This window comes from Thiomonas sp. FB-Cd (assembly GCF_000733775.1).
Taxonomy (GTDB): domain Bacteria; phylum Pseudomonadota; class Gammaproteobacteria; order Burkholderiales; family Burkholderiaceae_C; genus Thiomonas_A.
This window is the reverse complement of sequence record NZ_JPOE01000002.1, coordinates 2,738,492-2,758,005: the sequence shown is the minus strand read 5'-3', so window position 1 is coordinate 2,758,005 and position 19,514 is coordinate 2,738,492. Positions and strand designations below refer to the sequence as shown.

The 19,514-nt window shown below is 66.5% G+C and carries 17 protein-coding genes and 1 pseudogene; 9 read left to right on the top strand and 9 right to left on the bottom strand.

Annotated features, from left to right (window positions below; translation table 11 throughout):
• The first annotated feature begins 17 nt into the window (after positions 1 to 17).
• Positions 18 to 780 (top strand): IS5 family transposase gene (locus CD04_RS23825; protein WP_154048448.1). Its coding sequence is split into 2 segments (ribosomal slippage): positions 18 to 337 and positions 336 to 780, totalling 765 coding nucleotides; the frame shifts between segments, so codons are not numbered across the junction.
• Between the two features lie 94 nt (positions 781 to 874).
• On the opposite strand, the gene CD04_RS0113420 is transcribed toward CD04_RS23825, so the two are convergent.
• A complete protein-coding gene (locus CD04_RS0113420; RefSeq protein WP_038167815.1) occupies positions 875 to 3,160 on the bottom strand; it encodes a heavy metal translocating P-type ATPase in 2,286 nt (761 codons plus the stop codon).
• 88 nt (positions 3,161 to 3,248) lie between these two features.
• On the opposite strand from CD04_RS0113420, the gene CD04_RS0113415 reads away from it, so the two are divergent.
• The 5 genes from CD04_RS0113415 (at position 3,249) to CD04_RS0113395 (ending at position 7,623) form a co-directional block, all read left to right on the top strand.
• Entirely contained in the window at positions 3,249 to 3,719 is a 471-nt protein-coding gene (locus CD04_RS0113415; protein WP_038167813.1) for a Cd(II)/Pb(II)-responsive transcriptional regulator, read from the top strand.
• A 165-nt stretch (positions 3,720 to 3,884) separates the two neighbouring features.
• Positions 3,885 to 6,185, top strand: a complete 2,301-nt coding sequence (locus CD04_RS0113410) for a cation-translocating P-type ATPase (RefSeq protein WP_031407541.1) — start codon at positions 3,885 to 3,887, stop codon at positions 6,183 to 6,185.
• A gap of 99 nt (positions 6,186 to 6,284) precedes the next feature.
• Positions 6,285 to 6,680 carry a DUF302 domain-containing protein gene (locus tag CD04_RS0113405; protein WP_031407539.1) on the top strand — a complete coding sequence of 132 codons (396 nt, stop codon included), beginning with the start codon at positions 6,285 to 6,287 and terminating at the stop codon, positions 6,678 to 6,680.
• 90 nt (positions 6,681 to 6,770) lie between these two features.
• Positions 6,771 to 7,022 (top strand): SHOCT domain-containing protein, encoded by a 252-nt coding sequence (locus tag CD04_RS0113400; protein ID WP_031407537.1) that lies wholly within the window; start codon positions 6,771 to 6,773, stop codon positions 7,020 to 7,022.
• Positions 7,023 to 7,032: 10 nt separating this feature from the next.
• Positions 7,033 to 7,623 carry a hypothetical protein gene (locus tag CD04_RS0113395; protein ID WP_031407535.1) on the top strand — a complete coding sequence of 197 codons (591 nt, stop codon included), beginning with the start codon at positions 7,033 to 7,035 and terminating at the stop codon, positions 7,621 to 7,623.
• A 150-nt stretch (positions 7,624 to 7,773) separates the two neighbouring features.
• On the opposite strand, the gene CD04_RS0113390 is transcribed toward CD04_RS0113395, so the two are convergent.
• From CD04_RS0113390 to CD04_RS0113355, 7 genes are all read right to left on the bottom strand, one after another.
• On the bottom strand, positions 7,774 to 8,268 hold the full coding sequence (locus tag CD04_RS0113390) for a protein-disulfide reductase DsbD domain-containing protein (protein ID WP_031407532.1): 495 nt from the start codon (positions 8,266 to 8,268) through the stop codon (positions 7,774 to 7,776).
• A 7-nt stretch (positions 8,269 to 8,275) separates the two neighbouring features.
• Positions 8,276 to 9,448 carry a protein-disulfide reductase DsbD gene (locus CD04_RS0113385; RefSeq protein ID WP_031407530.1) on the bottom strand — a complete coding sequence of 391 codons (1,173 nt, stop codon included), beginning with the start codon at positions 9,446 to 9,448 and terminating at the stop codon, positions 8,276 to 8,278.
• Positions 9,449 to 9,462: 14 nt separating this feature from the next.
• Positions 9,463 to 9,963 carry a TlpA disulfide reductase family protein gene (locus tag CD04_RS0113380; protein WP_031407528.1) on the bottom strand — a complete coding sequence of 167 codons (501 nt, stop codon included), beginning with the start codon at positions 9,961 to 9,963 and terminating at the stop codon, positions 9,463 to 9,465.
• Between the two features lie 188 nt (positions 9,964 to 10,151).
• Positions 10,152 to 10,301 (bottom strand): hypothetical protein, encoded by a 150-nt coding sequence (locus tag CD04_RS23820; RefSeq protein WP_154048449.1) that lies wholly within the window; start codon positions 10,299 to 10,301, stop codon positions 10,152 to 10,154.
• A 167-nt stretch (positions 10,302 to 10,468) separates the two neighbouring features.
• Positions 10,469 to 13,717 carry an efflux RND transporter permease subunit gene (locus tag CD04_RS0113365; protein WP_031407523.1) on the bottom strand — a complete coding sequence of 1,083 codons (3,249 nt, stop codon included), beginning with the start codon at positions 13,715 to 13,717 and terminating at the stop codon, positions 10,469 to 10,471.
• Positions 13,717 to 14,751, bottom strand: a complete 1,035-nt coding sequence (locus CD04_RS0113360; protein ID WP_031407521.1) for a hypothetical protein — start codon at positions 14,749 to 14,751, stop codon at positions 13,717 to 13,719. The genes CD04_RS0113365 and CD04_RS0113360 overlap by 1 nt, the downstream gene beginning before the upstream one ends.
• 73 nt (positions 14,752 to 14,824) lie before the next feature.
• Positions 14,825 to 16,339 (bottom strand): TolC family protein, encoded by a 1,515-nt coding sequence (locus CD04_RS0113355; protein ID WP_231480584.1) that lies wholly within the window; start codon positions 16,337 to 16,339, stop codon positions 14,825 to 14,827.
• A 110-nt stretch (positions 16,340 to 16,449) separates the two neighbouring features.
• Between CD04_RS0113355 and CD04_RS0113350 the strand changes: the two genes are divergently transcribed.
• Together CD04_RS0113350 and CD04_RS0113345 are read left to right on the top strand one after the other, a co-directional pair.
• The gene (locus tag CD04_RS0113350) at positions 16,450 to 17,127 is read left to right on the top strand and encodes a heavy metal response regulator transcription factor (protein WP_031407516.1); all 678 of its coding nucleotides are present in this window, start codon (positions 16,450 to 16,452) and stop codon (positions 17,125 to 17,127) included.
• Between the two features lie 118 nt (positions 17,128 to 17,245).
• On the top strand, positions 17,246 to 18,754 hold the full coding sequence (locus CD04_RS0113345; RefSeq protein WP_038167807.1) for a heavy metal sensor histidine kinase: 1,509 nt from the start codon (positions 17,246 to 17,248) through the stop codon (positions 18,752 to 18,754).
• A gap of 26 nt (positions 18,755 to 18,780) precedes the next feature.
• Here the strand turns inward: CD04_RS0113345 and CD04_RS23815 are convergent, their stop codons facing one another.
• The gene (locus CD04_RS23815) at positions 18,781 to 18,936 is read right to left on the bottom strand and encodes a hypothetical protein (protein ID WP_154048450.1); all 156 of its coding nucleotides are present in this window, start codon (positions 18,934 to 18,936) and stop codon (positions 18,781 to 18,783) included.
• Here CD04_RS23815 and CD04_RS24720 point away from each other — a divergent pair.
• Positions 18,889 to 19,157: pseudogene (locus CD04_RS24720) on the top strand (IS1380 family transposase); the annotation flags it as partial. The gene CD04_RS23815 and the pseudogene CD04_RS24720 overlap by 48 nt on opposite strands.
• Between the last annotated feature and the right edge of the window lie 357 nt (positions 19,158 to 19,514).

Sequence of the window (19,514 nt, the reverse complement as noted above, 5' to 3'; positions counted from 1 at the left end):
TGCGAGAAAATGCGTGCATGGAAATCACGCCTGCGCAGTTCGCCCAAATCGAGCACTGCTTGCCGACGCAGCGAGGCAATGTCAGCTTGTCAAACCTGGATGTGTTGAATGCGATTCTGTACGTGGCCGAGCATGGCTGCAAATGGCGCGGCTTGCCCAGGCGGTTCGGCAACTGGCACACGATCTATACGCGGATGAATCGGTGGTCCAAGTCGGGCGTCATGGACCGAGTGTTCGAGGAGCTGCAGCGATCGCAGGTTGTGCGCATCAAGATCGAAACGGTTTCACTGGACAGCACCAGCATCAAGGTGCATCCGGATGGCACCGGGGCGCTAAAAAAACGGCACCCAATCCATCGGCAAATCTCGAGGCGGATGGAACACCAGGATTCATATGGTTGCCGCGGATGTTCGCACGGCCATAGCGTTCTCCTTGTCACCTGGCCAGGCGCACGACGCGCCGGCTGGACGGGCACTGCTCAGTCGCCTGGGTGCGCCAAACAGGCCGCTGCATCTGCTCATGGATCGGGCCTACGAGGGCAACGAGACGCGGCAGCTTGCCCTCGAACTCGGCTTCATCCCTGCGGTCCCGCCCCTGAAGACTCGGGTCGAGCCGTGGGAGTACGACCGAGCAATGGACAAGCGCCGCAATGAAGTCGAGCGATTGTTTCGGCGACTCAAGGGCTTTCGTCGCATCTTCTCGCGGTTCGAGAAGCTTGATGTCATGTTCGTCGGCTTCATCGGTTTCGCGCTGATCGCCGACGGCCTCCGGTTGTGTTAACACGGCCTAGGGCCCAGGAATGCCCGGGAAGACCCTGGCGGGCAGGGTCGATACCGTCAATGCGGCGATCAAATCGTACCAAGTCATCCCGTACTCACCGGCGCAGCAGTCGCATCCCGTTGAACACCACCAGAAGGCTGGCCCCCGTGTCGGCGAACACCGCCATCCACAGGGTCGCCACTCCGCTCAGGGCCAGCACGAAGAACACGGCCTTGATGCCAAGCGCGAGTGCGATGTTCTGCTTGAGAAGCATGGCCGTGCGCCGACTCAAGCTGATGAAGTCGGCAATCTTGCGCGGGTCGTCGTCCATGATGGCCACATCGGCGGTCTCCAGCGCCGTGGCGGTGCCGGCCGCCCCCATGGCGAAGCCGATCGTCGCACGCGCCAGCGCCGGCGCATCGTTCACTCCGTCGCCGACCATGCCGACCGACCCGTAGCGCCCAAGAAGCTCCGCGACAGCGGCTTGCTTGTCCTGCGGCAGCAGATTGCCGCGTGCATCCTTGATGCCGAGCTGAACGGCAATCGCCCGTGCCGTGGCCGGGTTGTCGCCGGTCAACATGACCGGTTCGACATGCAGCGACTTGAGGGACGCAACGGCCCGCGCGCTCTCCGGCCTCAGGGTGTCGGCAACGCCAAACACGGCCACCGGATCGGCCGCGTCACACAGAACGATGGCGGTTTTGCCGGCATTTTCCAGGACAGCAAGCCGCGCCTCCAGTGCCGCCGAACACCCCCCGATCTCTTCGACCAGACGGTGATTGCCCAGATGCCAATCCTGACCGGCAATACGGCCTGTGACGCCGCGCCCCTGGAGCACGCCGAAATCGTCGACGGGCAGGAGTGCGGCACCTGGCTGCTGCTCCCGCCAACCGGCAACCAGCGCCTGGGCGACCGGATGCGTGCTGTGGTCATCGAGGCTGGCGGCGATCCGCAAGGCTTGCGCGATCGGCATGTCGCCAAGCGGGATTGCATCGGTCAGCGCGGGCTTGCCGCGGGTCAGCGTGCCAGTCTTGTCGAGCGCCAGGGCTTTGAGCAGCCGGCCGCCTTCGAGAAAGGCCCCGCCCTTGACCAGGATGCCATGCCTGGCCGCCGCCGCAAGACCGCTGACCACCGTCACCGGGGTGGAGACCACCAAGGCGCAGGGGCAGGCGATGACCAGCATGACCAGGGCCTCGTACAGCCAGGAACTCCAGCTTCCGCCGGTCAGCAGTGGGCCGAGGATGGCCACGGTGATGGCGAAGACCACCACCGCAGGGGTGTAATACCGCGCGAATCGATCGACGAAACGCTGGGTCGGCGCGCGCTGTGACTGCGCGCTCTGGATGGCCAGGGCGATGCGGGCCAGGGTGCTGTCACCTGCCGAGGCCGTGACGGTGGCTTCCACCACGCCATCGGCAACGATGCTGCCGGCATACAGCAGGTCACCCGCTTGTTTGTCCACGGGCAGGCTCTCCCCGGTGATCGGCGCCTGGTTCAGCGCAGCACGGCCGAACTCGACGCGTGCGTCCAGCGGCACCCGCGCGCCGGCGCGTACCCGAATGCGGCGGCCGACGGCCACCTCGGCCACGGGCTTGGCCTCCCAGGCTTCGCCGATCTTGACCTCGGCGGTTTCCGGTGCGATTGCCGTGAGCGCCTTGATCGCGTTCCTGGCACGCTCCAGCGACAGCGCCTCGATCGCCTCGGCCACTGCGAACAGGAACACCACCATCGCCGCTTCCGGCCACTTGCCGAGAGCCACGGCCCCGACCACGGCGATGGACATCAGGAAGTAGATGTTGAGGGTCAGGTTGCTGAGCGCGATCCAGCCCTTTTTGAGGGTGGGCAGGCCGGCGCTCACGATGGACACAGCGGCAAGCGCCATCACCATCCATGAGGTCTCTCGCCCGGTCGACCAGGCGATGATCTCGGCCGCGACCGCGGCGACGCCAGCCACGGCGAGCAGACCTTTTTGCCGTGGACTGAGGGCAGGGGGAAGCACGGACGCTGGCGCGTTGGCTTCAAGCAGGCGTGGCGCCATGTCCAGCCTCTCCAGCGCTGCGGCAATCTCCCGGGGCTGGTCCAAACGGTGATACACCGTGAGTTCCCGATTCAGGAGGTTGAAGTCGAGCTGGACAACCCCGGGCATCCCCTCCAGCTTGTTGCGGATCAGGCGCTCCTCGGTCGGGCAGTCCATCTTGTCGATGCGGTAGCGCACCCGACTGGTTCCTTCGGGTGCCGGATTGGACTTGCAAACCCCCGTCAGACAGTCGGTCTGTGTCGCCGGAGCGCAGCAGGCATCGGCCGCCGCGTGCGTGTGGTGATCGTGGTCACAGGCGGGTCCATGGTCTTGCGCCTGGACAGGCAGGCGTAACGCTGTGCTGGTGTGGTCGTGCTGGCTCATGAAGGCGGATCTCGGTGAACAGTGCGATCATTGAACAGCCTGTACCTGCTACAGGGTCAAGTGCTTTTGCACGAGAGGGGAATGCATCATGCGAATCGGGGAATTGGCGCAGCGTGGCCACTGCGACGTGGAGACGGTGCGTTTTTACGAACGCGAGGGCTTGCTCGACGCGCCCGCCCGCGACGGCAACGGTTATCGCAACTACACCAGCGGCCATCTGGTGCAACTCAACTTCATTCGTCACTGCCGCTCTCTTGGCATGGGATTGCCGGACGTGCGCGTGTTGCGCGGCTTTCAGGAACATCCTGAATCTGCGTGCGACGCCATCAATCAGTTGATCGACCAGCAGATCGCGCGCATCCACCATCAGGTCGAATCACTGCGCCTGCTGGAGAAGCAGTTGCACGCGTTGCGCGAGACCTGCCAGGCCAACCGGACGGCGAGCGACTGCGGCATCATGCAGAACCTGCAACAGGCCGCGGCCAGCGGGCCATGCGAATGCCATGCGGAGCCGGTCGATCGGCCCGGAGCGGATCCTCGAGGTGGCGGGTCGGCGTGAGCGTAGGCGTGGGTCGGCGAAAGATGACAGAGTTTTAATGTCCCTGTCATGAACGGGACAGCGTTGCGGCGCTAAGGTGGAAACAAGCTGGTTTCCATACGGCGGAGCGGATTGATAGTCCGCTCCGCCGGCGCAGCCATCCGATTCAGGAACAAGACGGTCCCCATGAACACCACCAGCGTCATCGATGTCTCCGGGCTGGTGTCGAGTCTCTCCGCCCGCGGGGTCGAAAAGCAGATCCGGCGCCTGCCCGGTGTCAGCGACGTGCAGGTCAACTACGTCGGGGGCAGCGCCACGGTCGTGCACGACGCGGCGTTGACAAACGTGGCCGCACTGCAGGCGCACGTCGCGCGGTGCGGCTATCACTGCCGTGGCGAGTCGGTTCCCGACCACCTGTGCGAGCCGCACGCGAAGGACGCCATGGCGCACGACATGGGTCACGGCGCCGGCATGGATGCGCACGCCATGGCACGGGACATGCGCAACCGGTTCTGGGTGTGCCTGTTGTTCACGGTCCCGCTGTTCGTGTACTCGCCCATGGGCGGCCTGTTCGCGCCCCCGGCGCCGCCCTTCGGTGTCGGGCTCAAGTACTGGCTGTTCGGCCTGGCCAGCGCCGCGGTGATCTATCCGGCCTGGCCTTTCTTCGTCGCGGCGGGACGCGCATTGCGCAACGGTGTGCTCAACATGGCCGTGCTGGTCGTGCTCTCCGTCGGCACAGGCTATCTGTTCAGCGTCGGCACGACTTTTTTCTTCGAGGGTGCGCAGTTCTACGAGGCCGTGTCGGTGCTGCTGGTGTTCATCCTGCTGGGGCACTGGCTCGAAATGCGCGCCCGCGCCGGCGCTTCCGAGGCGATCCGCGCGCTGATGAGCCTGGCGCCGCCCAAGGCGACGGTGCTGCGCGATGGTGCAGAATTCACGGTGGCAACCTCCGAGGTGCTGCCGGGCGACGTGGTGCTCATCCGCCCCGGTGACAAGATTCCGGTGGATGGCGAGGTGCTGGAAGGCGCCTCGCAGGTCGACGAGTCGATGCTGACCGGCGAGTCGATGCCGGTGGGGAAAAAACCCGGCGACGCGGTGATCGGGGCGACCATCAACAAGAGCGGCAGCTTCCGCTACCGCGCCACCAAGGTGGGCGCCGACACCGCGCTGGCGCAGATCGTCAAGCTGGTGCAGGAGGCGCAGAACTCCAAGGCGCCGGCGCAATTGCTGGCCGACCGCGCATCGCAATGGCTGGTGGTGATCGCCGTCCTGATCGGCGTGGCGACCTTCGTGTCCTGGTACGTCGTCCTCGGACAGCCGCTTCTGCTGGCGCTGGCACTCACCATCACCGTGTTCGTCATCGCCTGCCCTGACGCGCTCGGCCTCGCCACTCCGATGGCTGTGATGGTGGGGACGGGGCTCGGCGCGATGAACGGCATCTTGTTCAAGAACGCTTCCGCACTGGAGGACGCGACCCGATTGAACGTGGTGGTTTTCGACAAGACCGGTACGCTGACCCTGGGACAGCCGGAAGTGGTCGAGTTGGCGTTGGCTGCCGGAACAGCGGAAGACGACCTGCTGAAGACCGCCGCGGCCGTGGAGAAATTCTCCGAGCATCCGCTGGCGCTAGCAATCCTCAAGCGCGCCCGGGGCCTTGCACTGGAACCCGCCGGCGCGTTCACCAATGTCGACGGCATGGGTGCCCGGGCAGAACTGGGCGGCGACACTGTGCTGCTGGGCAACGCCAAGTTGATGGCGCTCGACACGGTGGACATGAACGGCCTCGAGGCCGCATCGCAGCGCCTGCAGGGACGGGGGCGCACGGTGGTGCACGTCGCGCGCGCAGGGCGGCTGATCGGCCTCGTCGCCATTGCCGACGCCGTGCGCCCGACCTCAGCACCCACCGTAACGGCGCTCCACGCAAGGGGCGTGCAGGTGGCCATGCTGACCGGCGACAACCGGGCGACGGCGGAGCGCATCGCCCGCGAGATCGGCATCGACATCGTGTTGGCCGACGTGCTGCCCGGTGACAAGGCAGCAAAGGTCAAGGAGTTGCAGGCGCAGGGAAAGCGAGTCGGCATGGTGGGCGACGGCATCAACGATGCACCGGCGCTGACGCAGGCCGACGTCGGCTTCGCCATCGGCGCCGGAACCGATGTGGCGATCGAAAGCGCCGACGTGGTTCTGATGAAAAGCGATCCGTTCGATGTCGTCGGCGCGATTGTGCTGTCGCGCGCTACGCTGCGCAAGATGCATCAGAACCTATGGTGGGCATTGGCCTACAACGTCATTGCGTTTCCAGTGGCTGCAGGAGTGTTCTACCCCTTCACCATCAGCCCGGAAGTGGCGGCGCTCGCCATGTCGGGCAGCTCGGCGCTGGTGGCAGTCAATGCCCTGATGCTCAAGCGCACCCGGTTGACCGGCATTCACATCGGCCCGGCCACGAGCGCCGTGGCTGGGCCGCAGGTAGCAACAGCGCAGGCGTGACATGCAGTGGACAGAGCCATGCGCCATACGATCCCATCAAGGACCGTGCACCACCATCTTCAACCCGTTCATTCCTTTCCAAAACTCGGAGAGTTACCCATGAGTGACTACGTCTTTACCGTGACCAGCCCCAAAGGCTTCGAGGCCACCGTGCAAGCGGCGACCGAGGCATTGCAACAGGAGGGCTTCGGCGTACTGACCACCATCGATGTGGCCGCCACGCTTAAGGCCAAACTCGGCATCAAGGAACGTCCCTACCTCATCCTCGGAGCCTGCAATCCGCACTATGCCCATCAGGCCTTGCAAGCCGAGCCGGATATTGGCGCGCTGCTGCCCTGCAATGTCGTCGTGCGGGAAGAGGCGGACGGCAGGGTCAGCGTAGTGTTCATGGATCCAGCGGCCGTGCTCGGCATGGTCAAGCGCCCCGAGGTGGACAAACTCGGCGGCGAAGTGCGCGACAAGCTCAAGCACGTCGCCGAGGCCCTGCGCGCCTGAGGGCTGGGTCGGAGCCGTCATCATCAAGGCGCTAATTCGGTCCAGCCGGTCGGTGCCTGGTTATTGTGAACATTCAAAGGGAGCATGGTCATGGGCTATGGATATGGAATGATGGGCGGATGGGGCGGCTTCGGTTTGGGCTGGCTCTTCATGCTGGTGTGGTGGGGTTTGATTCTCGCCGTGCTTGTGGGTTTGATCCGATGGCTGTTCACGGGCCATTCGGGCGATTCCGGGGCGCGATCCGACAGCAAAAGGCACTTGGACATTCTGAAGGAGCGCTACGCCCGCGGGGACATCGACCGCGACACCTACGACCGCATGCGGCGCGAGCTGGAAAGCTGAGGTCCGGATCATGAAACCGCTACCGAAGTGGTTGCTCGCGCTGGCGATCGTGCTGTTCGCTTTTTACCTGCTCTTAATCCCCGAATTCGGCGCTGTCCCCTTCTGGGGTCAGCGATGGGAAGCGGGCGCACCGCCCCCCTGGCGTGAAAGGGTCGGCTGGTGGGGACCACGATTCGGATACGGCATGATGAACGGCCCGGTCAGGGACTGGGGTGCGCTCGGCGTTCAGGGCGATCACGGCTATGGTGACGACGGCGGTTATGGCTACGGCATGATGGGCGGGGGCATCTGGCCGGCGGCCAGGGGCACTTGGCAGGAAACGTTCACGCCGCAGCAGCGTGTGCGCATTGGGCAGATCCAGGCCGAGGCCTTGCGTCAGGAAGGCGCCTTGCAGGCGCAGCTCTACGCCGCTCGGGCCAACCTGCTGGCGGTCAACTCCGTGGCCACGCCCGATCCGGCGGCACAGGCCAAGGCCGGCGCCGCGGTTGCCCAAATCCTGCGGCAAATCGTCCAAATACGCCTTCGGGCGGAGCAGCAAATCCAGGTTGCGTTGAGCGCCCCGCCGCAGCCGACAGCGACATCGTCAGCGCCCGGCTCCTGACCTGTGCGACGGGTGGGTTCTGGGATGCAGGGCGGGCCACTACGGCGAGGCAACATTAGCCCGCTGAATCTGAGCCCTGGGGCCGCTGGGCCATGCCGAGTTTCGTGGACGCCGCCGGCGGTATCCCTCGAGCACGCATGGATGTCGCGTTCATCGCGACGAAGCGATAAGCGTTGCGGGTGGAAGACATAGCCCCTTGTCAGCACAGGCTTGGACCCGCACCTGTAGGTGGACACTGCGCAGGCTGGACAGACCGGGTAGTGCGATGCGTGTGCCATTTTCGTAGACCCGGATGATCTTGCCGTCGACCCGTAGGCCAATGTCCTGACCAGGTGGGTAGCTCGGCTGGAGATCCAGCACGTGGCCGCCACGTTGCACGACGATCGTGACAGGGATCAAGTAAGGAGCCGACGGCGGATTTGCGTAAACATGCCAGCCCGGCTGGATGTGCAACGTCACCACAGCATCGCGGCCATCGACCGCGGCGCCAGCGCGAACCTTCATGGAGGAGTCGACGAGGTTGGCGGGGATGCTCGCGCCGAAGCCAGGAGGGTGGGTGGCCCGGATCAGCAACATGGCAGCAAGCACAAGGGCAAGAACGATGAACGAGGCGATGGCAATGCGTAGGGTTCTTGGATTCATCATGAGTTCTCTATCGGTGGATGGCATTCAAATCGCCGAGAAGCGCGTCGGCCGTGAACAATCCTGAAAGATGATCGATCTCCCTCCCATGTCGATCCAGGATCGCCACGAACGGCAGACCATCTCCGCCGTACGCGGCAAGCAGCTGTTGCAGTTCTGGGTTGGGGCGTGTCAAGTCGACTTGCAGTGGGACGTCACGGCCGGCGCGCAGAACTTGCACAACGCGCGAGTCGCGGTAGACGGTTTTCTCCAGAAACCTGCAATTCAGGCACCACTGCGCGGTGAACTCGACCAGCGCAGGTCGATGCAGACTGGCAATCTCGGTGATCTGAGCTGCCTTGAGCGGCTGCCAGGGGATGCCCTGCGATGGGGCGGGCCAGATCCCCGCACTCAGGTAGACCAAAGCCAGTGAAGGAAGGCTCGATAGTGGCGCGGCCCAGCGGGAGGCGCGATCTGCGGCGCGAATGCTCGTTGCGAAGATCCACAGCATGATCCCGACAACCAAGCTGAACCATAGCGCTTTGTCGAGCATGGCTGGAACCAGGCTTTGCGCGAAAAAGACTGCGGCACCGGCAAGCAGCCAGCCGAAGCTTTGACGCACTACGTCGGTCCAAGCCCCCCCTCGCGGCAGTCGATCCAGCAGCCCGGGCTTCAGAAGCAGAATGGCGTAGGGCAGAGCCAGACCGAGGTCGATGGCCATGAAAATGATCACAATCTCTGTCGCTGGCCGGGTGAGAGCAAACACGAGGATCCCACCCAGCAAGGGGCCGGTGCAGGGAGAGGACAAAAGGGCACTGACCAGGCCGGAGATCAGTGGCTCGGCAAAACGATCGCCTCCCATTCTGGCGATGACCGGAGGAATGGGCAATCCGCGCCCCGTGAAATTCATCACCGCCATCGCGAGAAGGACGATAACCAAGCCGATCAGCACGGCCTGTGATTGGAACAGCACACCCCATTGAAGATGCAGCAGCGCTGTGGCCAGCCCCAGGGGGGTGAAAAACAAGAGGGAGCCTGCAGCGAACAGGCTGGCAGACAGGGCACGGGTTGCCGGTTTTTCTCCCGCTTCGCGCAGGATGGTGCGAACCTTGATTGGAATGACCGGCAGCACGCATGGCGTCAGGTTGAGGAGCATGCCTGCGCCGAGCGCGAGCATGACTTCGAGGATGAGTGAGCTGTCCATGGGGCTTGGTCCTTTCAAGCGTTTTTAGCCAGTTCGTGTTGGATCAGCCGATCGAGTTCAGAAAGGTCTGGCTCGCCGAGAATCCTCTTGACGATGTTCCCTTGCTTATCGACCAGAAACGTGGTCGGAGTCAGGCGCACGTCGTAAAACTCGCGAGCCAGACCGCCGCCCACGTCTTTGGCAACACCGAACGGCAAATGCCGGGTCGAGGTGTAATCGGTGACATAGGGCAGCGGGTCATAGCGCATATCCACCGCAATGAACTCGAAATCCCTTCCCTTGAATCGCTCGTACGTCTTGCCCATTTTGGGCATTTCCTTGATACAGGTGGCGCAGCTCGTGGCCCAGAAATTCACCAGATAGACCTGGCCTCGCAGGGAAGAGGTTGAAAGCGTTCTTCCAGACAGCAGCACAAACGTCGCCTGCGGGACAGCCCGCCTCCTAGCCAGGACAAAATAGGTCATGCCGGCCATGACGAACACCACGATGGCAGCAATTGTGAAACGCACACGCATGATTTCACCTCGATCGATGTTTTCAAGAAGACTGTGGCGATCGGCTCCCCCAGCTTCATCGCGGAACGATGCTCCCGGACCGGGTCCGGAGGCTGGTCGCTTGGATGAGCCAGGGACAGAAAGCGACCTCGCAGATTGACCTGCTGCCGCAGCGCTGAGGCCGGGCGAATGCCAGCTTTGAGGGGTGATCAGACCCTGGGCGGGTGATAAGGGATGTCCGGCGCCGTGGCCGCCTGGCTAAGCGGGGCGAACAGGGCGCCGGCGAGGAGCGGTGGAACGGCCGACAGCAGTCGTCCGGCGGCGCGCAGGGAGCGGGATGCGATGGTGGTGTTGGTCATGGCAGTCTCCTTGGCGAGGGGATCGAAGGGGAAGGACGGCAGCGCCCATCGCGGCGCGTCAGTTGGGGGCGAAAAGGCGGCATTCCTGCCAGGCTTGGTTGGCAGGCCAAGTGGCCATGCTGAGTTGGTTTGATGGGGTTTTGTCTGCCGGGTTTCATGCGCGGCATTCATGCACGGCTTTCGCGCTGCGCCGGCGCCACGCCGAAGCGCAGCGCCAGTTGCGGCAGCACGAACAGGTTGTACAGCAGGCTGGTGAGCAGACCGCCGAGGAGGGCCACGGCCATGGGGCCTTCAATTTCGCGGCCTGGCGCATGCAGGCCCAGCGCCAGCGGCAGCACGCCGAGGGCCGTGACCAGCGAGGTCATGACGATCGCGGCGAGGCGGTCGGCCACGGCGCGCAGCAGGGTGTCGGCGTTCCATGCCAGCCCATGTTCGCGCTGCAACTGGCCGACGTGGGCGAAGATGAGAATGGCGTTGCGCAGGCTGATGCCCATCAGCGCCAGCAGGCCGATGACTGCGCCCAGCGACAACACGCCGCCCACCAGCCAGGCGGCAAACACCCCGCCAGCCCAGGCCGCGGGCACGGACAGCAGCACCAGCAGCACTTGCCGCGTGGTGGTCGATGCGGCCTGGCGTGGTGTGATCGCCGCCGCATCGCCAGCGGCGGTGGTGGCATTGCGCCCCAGTGCCATGGACAACAACAGCATCAGCCCGGCGAACACCCCGAGCACGTCCACCCCCAGCCGCTGCAGCGTGGCGTTGCGCTGCGCCGCATCGCCCTGGAACTGCAGGCTGACGCCGGGCGGCACTTGAACCTGCGCGTGGATGGCGGTCTGGGCGCGCTGCACGAAGCTGGTGATGTCGGCCGAGGTGGTCGATGCCAGCACCGTTTGCACCCGCTGCTCGCCGAGGTGGCGAATGTCCGACGGGCCACTGGCGGCGCTGATGCTGGCCAGCTGGGCCAGCGGAACGAAGCCCAGCGACGGGGTGTGGATGAGCAAGTCGCCCAGCGCCTGCGGGTTGTTGCGTGCACTGCGCGTCAGCACCACGCGTACCGGCACCGGAACGGAACCGTGGAACACCGTGCCTGCGCTGCTGCCGGCAAAGGCGGTGTGGATGGCCTGCAGCACCGGCAGCGGCTGCAGGCCCCAGGCGCGCAGCGCCTGGGGCTTGAGCGCGATGTCGAGCTGCGGCACGCCGGGCGGGGTTTGCAGTTGCACGCCGGTGGCGGTGGGCAGCGCGGCCAGGACCGCCGCAACCCGCTTGGCCACTGCGTCAATCGCCGGCAGATGGGTGCCCAGCACCTGTACCACCAGCGGGGCGGCGCCGCCGCCGGCCACGGTATTGTCCAAGCGCTCGGTGAGAAAGCTGTTGATGCGGAAGCTGGCGCCGGCAAAGCCGTCGACCACGTGTCGAATGGCGGTGAGCGCCTGCGCCGAATCGGCCCCCGGCTTGAGGTTGACGTCGAGCGAGCTGCTCTGTGTGCCGGAGGCGTCGGGCGACAACGCGGCGCGCCCCGTGTGCTGGGCGACCAGGCGCACTTCGGGTAACTGCTCCAGCGCTTTCACCACGCGGGCGCCTTCGTCCAGCGAGGCCTGAATGGACGCGCCCGGCGCCAGCCGCATGTGCACGATGTACTGCCCTTCCTGCAGCGGCGGCAGAAAGCTGCCGCCCATGCCCCGCGCCAGCAGCGCCGCGCCGATGACGAGCAAGAGCATGATGATGGAAGCCGGCAGCCAGTACGGCAGCAGCAGCCGCAGCAAGGCGGTGTAGCCGCGCTGGGCCACACGCACCGGGGCGGGGGTGTGCAGGGGCGCTGAAGTGCGTGCTGCTGCGGACATTGACGCGGACGTGCCGTGCTGCGGCTTGGTGCCGTCCGGCGCGGCGCGGCGCTGGCCGCGCCGCGCCAGCAGCAGCGCGGCCAGCGCCGGGGTGACGGTGAGCGCCACCAGCAGCGAGGCCAGCACCGCCAGCGCATAGGCCTGCGCCAGCGGCGCGAACAACCGCCCGGACAAACCCGGCAGCAGCAGTACCGGCACCACCACCAGCAGCACGGCGGCGGTGGCGTACACCACCGCGCCGCGCACTTCCAGGCAGGCGGCGAGGATGACGCGCAGCGGCTGCTGCGGCTGTTCGGCCACGGCGTTGTCGCGCAGCCGCCGCAGGATGTTCTCGACGTCAATCACCGCGTCGTCCACTACCACGCCGATGGCGATGGCCAGGCCGCCGAGGGTCATCACGTTCAGCGTCACGCCCATCCACACCAGCACCGTGATGGCGGCCAGCAGCGACAGCGGAATGGCGAGCGAGGAGATGAGCGCGGCGCGCCAGTCCAGCAGCGTGAGGGCGATGACCAGCACCACCAGAGCAGCGCCCAGCAAGAGCGAGTCACGCACGTTGTGCATGGCGATGGTGATGAAGTCGGCGGGCCTGAACAGCGTGCCGTGCAGGGTGATGCCTTGCGCTTGCAGACCTGCGCGATGTTGCTGCAGCACGGCTTGCACCGCGCGCGTCACCTGCATGGTGTTGGCGCCGTAAGACTCCTGAATCTTGATGATCACCGCGGGCTCGCCGCTGACGCTGCCCCCGCCGATCGCGGGCAGCGAGGCGTAGGCCACCCGCGCCACGTCGCCCAGCGTCACCACCCCTTGCGGCGTGGCGCGCAGCACCGTGGCGGCCAGCGCCTGCGGCGTGGGCGCGAGGCCGTGGCTGACCAGCAGCACGCGCTGCTCGGGCGTGGCCATGAAGCCGCCGCCCAGCAAACCGGTGGCGTGTTGCGTGGCGGCCAGAACATCTTGCAGATCGAGCTGAAAACGCTGCAGCGTCTGCGGATTCACCAGCACCTGCAGCGCACGTGTCTGCTGGCTGAAGATCAGGACGTTGTCCACACCCGGCACCGCCATGAGTTGCGGCCGGATGCGCCATTGCGCAATGGACTGCAGATCCATCAGACTGTGGCGTTGCGATGTGAGCCCAGCCATCAGCACCGTGCCGGTGCTGGAGGTCAGCGGAATCAACTGCGGCGCACCGACGCCTGTGGGCAGGTGCACGGTGGCAAGGTGCTGCGCCACGCGCCAGCGGTCGTCCTGAAGCTTGGTGCCCGACTCGAAATACAGCTTCAGGATGGAGAGGCCCGGGAGGCTTTTCGACGTCACCTGCTTGACGCCAAGCATGCCGCTGGACGCCGCCTCCAGCGGGTCGGTGACGAGCAATTCAACCTGCTCGGGCGACAGGCCGGGAGCTTCGGTCTGCACCTTCACCATCTTGGCGGCGAATTCGGGAAATACATCGGTACTGGCCTGGCGCGCGAAATTGACCGCCAGCGCCGCCAACAGCACGGCCAGCGTCAGCACCACGCCACGGCGATGAATGCTGGCGCCTATCAGCGCCGCCTGCAGACCACGGGCGCGGGCCATCAGTCGTCGTCCCCGGCGGTTGTGTCATGCGCGGCGGGCTTGGCTTGTGTCTTGGGCGGCGGCGTGAGCAGCAGGGCTGCGCCGTGCGTCACCACATCCAGGGCAGCCCAGCCGGGCTGCATGTAACCGGCTTTCAGCGGCCAGGCGGTGGACAACGCGTGGGCAGTGAACCGGCGTGCATTGTTGGCTGCGGGCGTGGACGTGAACACCAGCGCCTGGCCGTCCGACCACACCACGGCGCCGGCAGGCAGCAGCACGCCTTGTTGCGCCTGGCCGGACTGCACCTGCGCCAGCAATTGCAGCCCCGGCATCAGGCCACTCGCGGCCGGGCTGGTGACGACAAAGCGCAGCCCCTGCATATGGGCCGAAGCCGCCGCCGCCGGGCCGATGACGGTGGCGGGAAGCCAGCCATCGCGCAGCTCGCCCGAGCCCCCGGGGACATACAGCCGCACCTGTGCTACCGCAGGCAGATTGGTGCCTGGTGGCAGGGTGAGATCGACGATGAGTTCGCGCCCGCTGGCGATGGCGCTGCGCAGCGCGGGTGTCGTTTGCAGCCGCGCCGCCAGTGCCGGGCCGAGGCTGGCCGTGAGTTCGGCTTGCGCCGCCTGCAGCGTGGCTTGCGCCACAGCCCCCTGCGCCTGGGCCGTTTGCGCCGCGGTCTGCGCCTGTTGCACTTCGGCCAGCGCAATGTTCTGCCCGGCCTGGAACAAGCCCTGCGCCCGCTGCGCCTGCAATTGCGCGAGTCGCAAACTGCTACGCGCCGCCGCGAGTTGCGCGCGAGCCATGTCCAGCGCGCTCAGGTCGCGCAAGAGCGCGGCCGGGCTTTGCACCGTGGCGCTGGCCTGAAACGTCCGGCGATACGCGCCTGGCGCGAGGTGCTGGATCTGCAGGTCGGCGCTGACGATTTGCGCCTGGCTCCACTGAACCGCCTGTGGCAGCGCGGCGTGGGCCGGCGTGGCGCCGAGGGTCAGTGCGGCGGCCACGGCCAGCGTGAAAAAGCGTGGCAATGACGGCGGATTTAGAGGTGTTGGCATGATGGCTTCATCGATGTTTGTGCGAGAGCGTTGGGCGTTGATCGCTGGCGGCGGCACGCCACAGGCGTGGCGCTCATCGCGCTTCTGAAAATTGGGAGTGCCACGCCACGGCGGAAAGATGTGGTGAGGTCTTGAGCTGCGGCGCCAAGGGAGCAGCGGCGGGTGCCGCGGTTTTTCGCATCTGCGCATCCGGTGGCTTCAGCTCATGCTGCAAAACCGCTTGCAGCGCGCCCAGCGCCTGCCATTGCGCGGTGCGGGCCTGCAGCGCGGCGTGTTCCGTGGCGAGGGCGCGCAGCTTCGCGCGCAGCACTTGCACCGGGCCGATCAGGCCCTGGTTCTGGGCGGCCTCGTCGGCTTGCAGCAGTTCCAGGTTCTCCGCGCGCAGGCTGTCGGAGCGGCGGGTTTCGTCTTGCGCGGCCTGCAACGCGGCCTCGGCCTGTTCGATGCGCTCAAGCACCTGCCCCTGCACCTGCTGCAGCACCGCCCGGGTCTGTGACAAACGGGCGCGGGCGGCGGCAATTTGTCCCTGGTGCTGGTTGAACAGCGGCAGCGGCACGCGGGCGCTGAGGGTCAGGCGGTTCACCCCCTGGTCGCGTTCGGCGCCGGGCGCAATCATCGGCGGCCCGCCGTCGCGCAGCGCCTGCGCCAGTTGCAGCGCGGCTTGCGCGGCCTGTTCCTGTTGCCAGGCGGCGCGCACGTCGTCGCGGTGCGCCAGGGCGATGCCGCGCAGCTGTGTCAGGCGTGCGGCGTCGGGCTGTGGCGGGGCGGCGGCCAACGCGGAGAAGTCAATGTGCACTGCGCGCAAGGCGGCGTCGGGCACGCCCAGCGCGGCGGCCAGCGCAGCATGTGCGACCTGTTCCAGCCCCAGGTCGCGGCTGCGTTGCAGGGCTGCGGTTTGCGCGGCGGCTTGAGCCAGCGCGGCGGCCAGTGGCGAGTCCCAGCCACTTTGGGCGCGGGCGGTGGTGCGGCCTTGCAGTTCCAGGGCGACGTCCAGCACCTGCTGTTGCAACTGGGTCTGCTGCTGCGCCGCCCACAGCGCGACATAAGCCTGCTGCACGCGCGAGCGCACTTTCCAGCTTGCGCCGCGCAACAGCAAGCGTGCCGCACGCACACCGGCCGCGGCCTGCGCGGCCTGAGCCTGGCGCTGCGCGTGCGACTCCAGCAGCAGGCCGATGGCCGCGCCGACGGTCCACGGGCTCGGCGCCATCAGCGCCGCCGCACTGCCGTATTTCAGGCCGAGCTGCAGGCTGGGGTTGGGCCATTGCTTGGCGATCTGTAAATCAGCCTCGGCCAATTGCACGCCGGCACGGTCCACCCGCAGGGCGGGATGAAAGTACAGCGCGGCAAGACTCAAGCGTTGCAGCGTCCAGGCTTGATCGGCAGGCTGCGGTGCGTTCATTTGCAAAGTGATGAAACGTTGCAAACCAAGGTCGAACAAGCTGCGCCGCACCAGCGCCTGCGCGCTGGCCTGCGGCGTGACGCCGGGCGCAGGAGGTGGCATGCTGGCACAGCCGGCGAGCAAGGCGGCGAGCAGGCCAGCCAGCAAGGGCTTGCTGGATACGCGGGGCGGCATGAGGGCAGTTCGCATGGCTGGATGTTGCGGCGCAACCACTGGCGCCAACATGACGACAACATGACGATTTGGTCATGTTGCAGACGGACACGCGACAAAGCCCGGCGCGGGTTGACAATTCGGGCATGCGCATCCTGATCGTGGAAGACGAGGCCAAGACCGCGGCCTATCTCAAACGTGGTTTGGGCGAGAATGGCTTTGTCGCCGACGTCGCCGCGGACGGCACCGATGGCCTGCATCTGGCCCTCACCGAGCCTTACGACCTCGTCGTGCTCGACGCCATGCTGCCGGGTCGCGACGGCTGGAGCGTGCTGCGCGAGTTGCGGCGCAAGCTGGCCACTCCGGTGCTGATGCTGACCGCACGGGACGGCGTGGCCGACCGCGTGCGCGGGCTGGAACTGGGGGCGGACGATTACCTGGTCAAGCCCTTCGCGTTTTCCGAGTTGCTGGCGCGGGTGCGTAGCGTGCTGCGGCGCGGGCCGGCGCGCATGCCCGAAGTGGTGGAGGTGGCTGATCTCAGCGTCGATCTGCATCGCCAGCGCGCCGAGCGCGGCGGCCAGCGGCTGGCGCTCACACCCAAGGAGTTCGCCCTGCTGGCGCTGCTGGCGCGGCGCGCGGGCGAGGTGCTGTCGCGCACGCTGATTGCCGAGCAGGTGTGGGACATGAATTTCGCCAGCGACACCAATGTGGTGGACGTGCACATCCGTCGCCTGCGCAGCAAGCTCGACGACCCCTATCCCACGCCGCTGCTGCATACCGTGCGCGGCGTGGGCTATGTGCTGGAGGCGCGCGATGCGCGGTGAGTCCGGCGAGGCCGCCTCTCCCACCCTGCCTCCCCCGCAGGGTGGGAGAGGTGAAAACGGCGCGGCGCGAAGGACAGGCCGCTTCTTGCCTGCACCGTCGCGAGACACGGGCGGTGGCTTGTCTCCTCCTCACTGGTGGGGAGGGTTTGCGCTGCGCCGCCTGCGCCAATACGGCCTGCCGCTGCGTTCGCTCGCGGCGCGCATGGCAGCGGCGTTTGCGCTCACCCTGGCGCTCATCCTGCTGGCCGCCAGCACCTGGGTGTACTGGGGTTTGAACGCGCGGATGATGCAGGAAGACCGCGAATCGGTGCTGCGCAAGCTCGATACCGCGGTGGCGGTGCTGCGCAGCCACGCCGCCGACAGCGACGAACTGCGCCAGGAGGCTTACCTGCCGCTGCCGCCAGACGCGCCGCGCGATCTGTTCCTGCGGCTGCGCGCTGCCGATGGCCGGGTGCTGTTGCAGACCCCCGGCTTCAACGCGGCGCTCGACGCGGCGCGTTTCGATGCGCTGCAGGCCAATGGCGCGCCAAGCCTGCGCAAAGTGCAGCTGCATCACGATCTGCATTTCCTCACCGCTATGCTGCCCGTGATGGGGCGGCTTTCCGCCGGCGCGCCGCTGCAGCCCATGCGCATCGAGGTGGCGCTGAACCGCAGCACCGAGTCGCACATCCTGGCCGACTACCGCCTGCGCCTGACGGTGGTCCTGCTCACCGCCATTCTGGTGGCCGCAGCCGCGGGTTACGTCATCGCCTGGCGCGGCCTGCGCCCCTTGCGCCACATGGCCGACGCCGCGCGCGACATCGGCGCGCAAGATCTGCACCGGCGCCTGGACACCCAGCATCTGCCGGATGAGCTGCACACCCTGGCGCTGTCGTTCAACGCCACGCTGCAGCGACTGGAGGAATCGTTCGGCCGCATTTCGCAGTTCTCCGCCGACATTGCCCACGAGTTGCGCACACCTATTTCCAACCTCTGGGGCGAGCTGGAAGTGGCGCTGGGCCGCCCGCGCGAGCCGGGGCAATACCGCGAGGCGCTTGAGTCGGCGGTGGAGGAATGCGCGCGCTTGTCGAACATGATCCAGGCCTTGTTGTTCCTGGCGCAGACCGAGCAGCCTGACGCCGCGCTGCGCTTGGAGCGTCTGGATGCGGCGTATGAACTGAACGCCCTGGCCGAGTTCTTCGATGCCGCCGCAGCCGAGGCCGGGGTGCGCCTGCAGGTGCAGGCGGCGTCCGGGCTGGCGCTGCGCGCCGACCGCATGTTGCTGCAGCGCGCCTTGGTCAACCTCATCGGCAACGCGCTGGCGCACACGCCTGCAGGCGGCGTGGTGACGCTGTCCGCCCAGCCATGCGCTGCGCTGTCCACCCAGGCCCAAGGCGCGTGTCTGCACCTTGAAGTGGCCGACACCGGCTGCGGCATCGCCGCCGAGCACCTGCCCTATCTGTTCGACCGCTTCTACCGCGCCGATCCGGCGCGCAGCCGCAGTCGCGGTGGCCTGGGGCTGGGCCTGGCGCTGGTGCGCAACATTGTTCGCCTGCATGGCGGCGGGGTGGGCGCCGCCAGCAGCATGGGGCAGGGCACGCGGGTGTGGCTCGACTGGCCCGCCTGGGAGAGCGCGCCGCAGGGTTGAGCGCCCCTTTGGCCCCTTGGTCCCCCTTAAGGCGTCGCCACGGTCTGCGCCGCGACACCACCCCGCTGGCCGCTCTTGGGCTTGGCGCGAGCTGTGGTGTTGAGTTCGTTGAGATTGGCCGGGCAGTAGTTGGCCAGCGCGTCTACGGTCTGGCGCTGGGCTGGGAAAACCTGGGCGACCACGGTGCGCTGCCTCAGGGCGTGCCCACGCAGACCGCCGTGGGCGTGGACCGTGAAATTGCCAGCGCCCCTACCCAGTTCTGGCTCGAGAAATGGGCTGGCAAGGCTACATCCAGAGCCCGCCGAAGGAGTTGGTGCTGGACTTCGACGGCACCAACAACCCGCTGTACTGCCAGAACGAGCAGCGATTCTTCCACGGCTGCTACGACCGCTACTGCTGCTTGCTGAACCGCCCCGGAGATGGCATGGTCCGCCCACCTACAGCGCGGCCGCTGAAGTGAGACCATCCATTCAGTGGGGGCCTCGCAGAAACGGCATCAGAGTACCAAAGTGGAAGCTCTAGCAACCACCTAAACCTGGAGGCCTCACCATGCGATCTACTGCAAATCTGCCAGTCATTGGTCTGGATTTGGCCAAGTCCTTGTTCCAGTTGCACATCGTTGACGAGGAGACCGGCGAGATTCAGCGCCGCCAGATCAAGCGCGCTAAGCTCACCGAATTCTTCGCCAAATGCCAGCGCAGCCTTGCTGCGAAACGAGACCGACGCCATGGATGCGCAGGCGATTTGGGTCGCAGCCCAG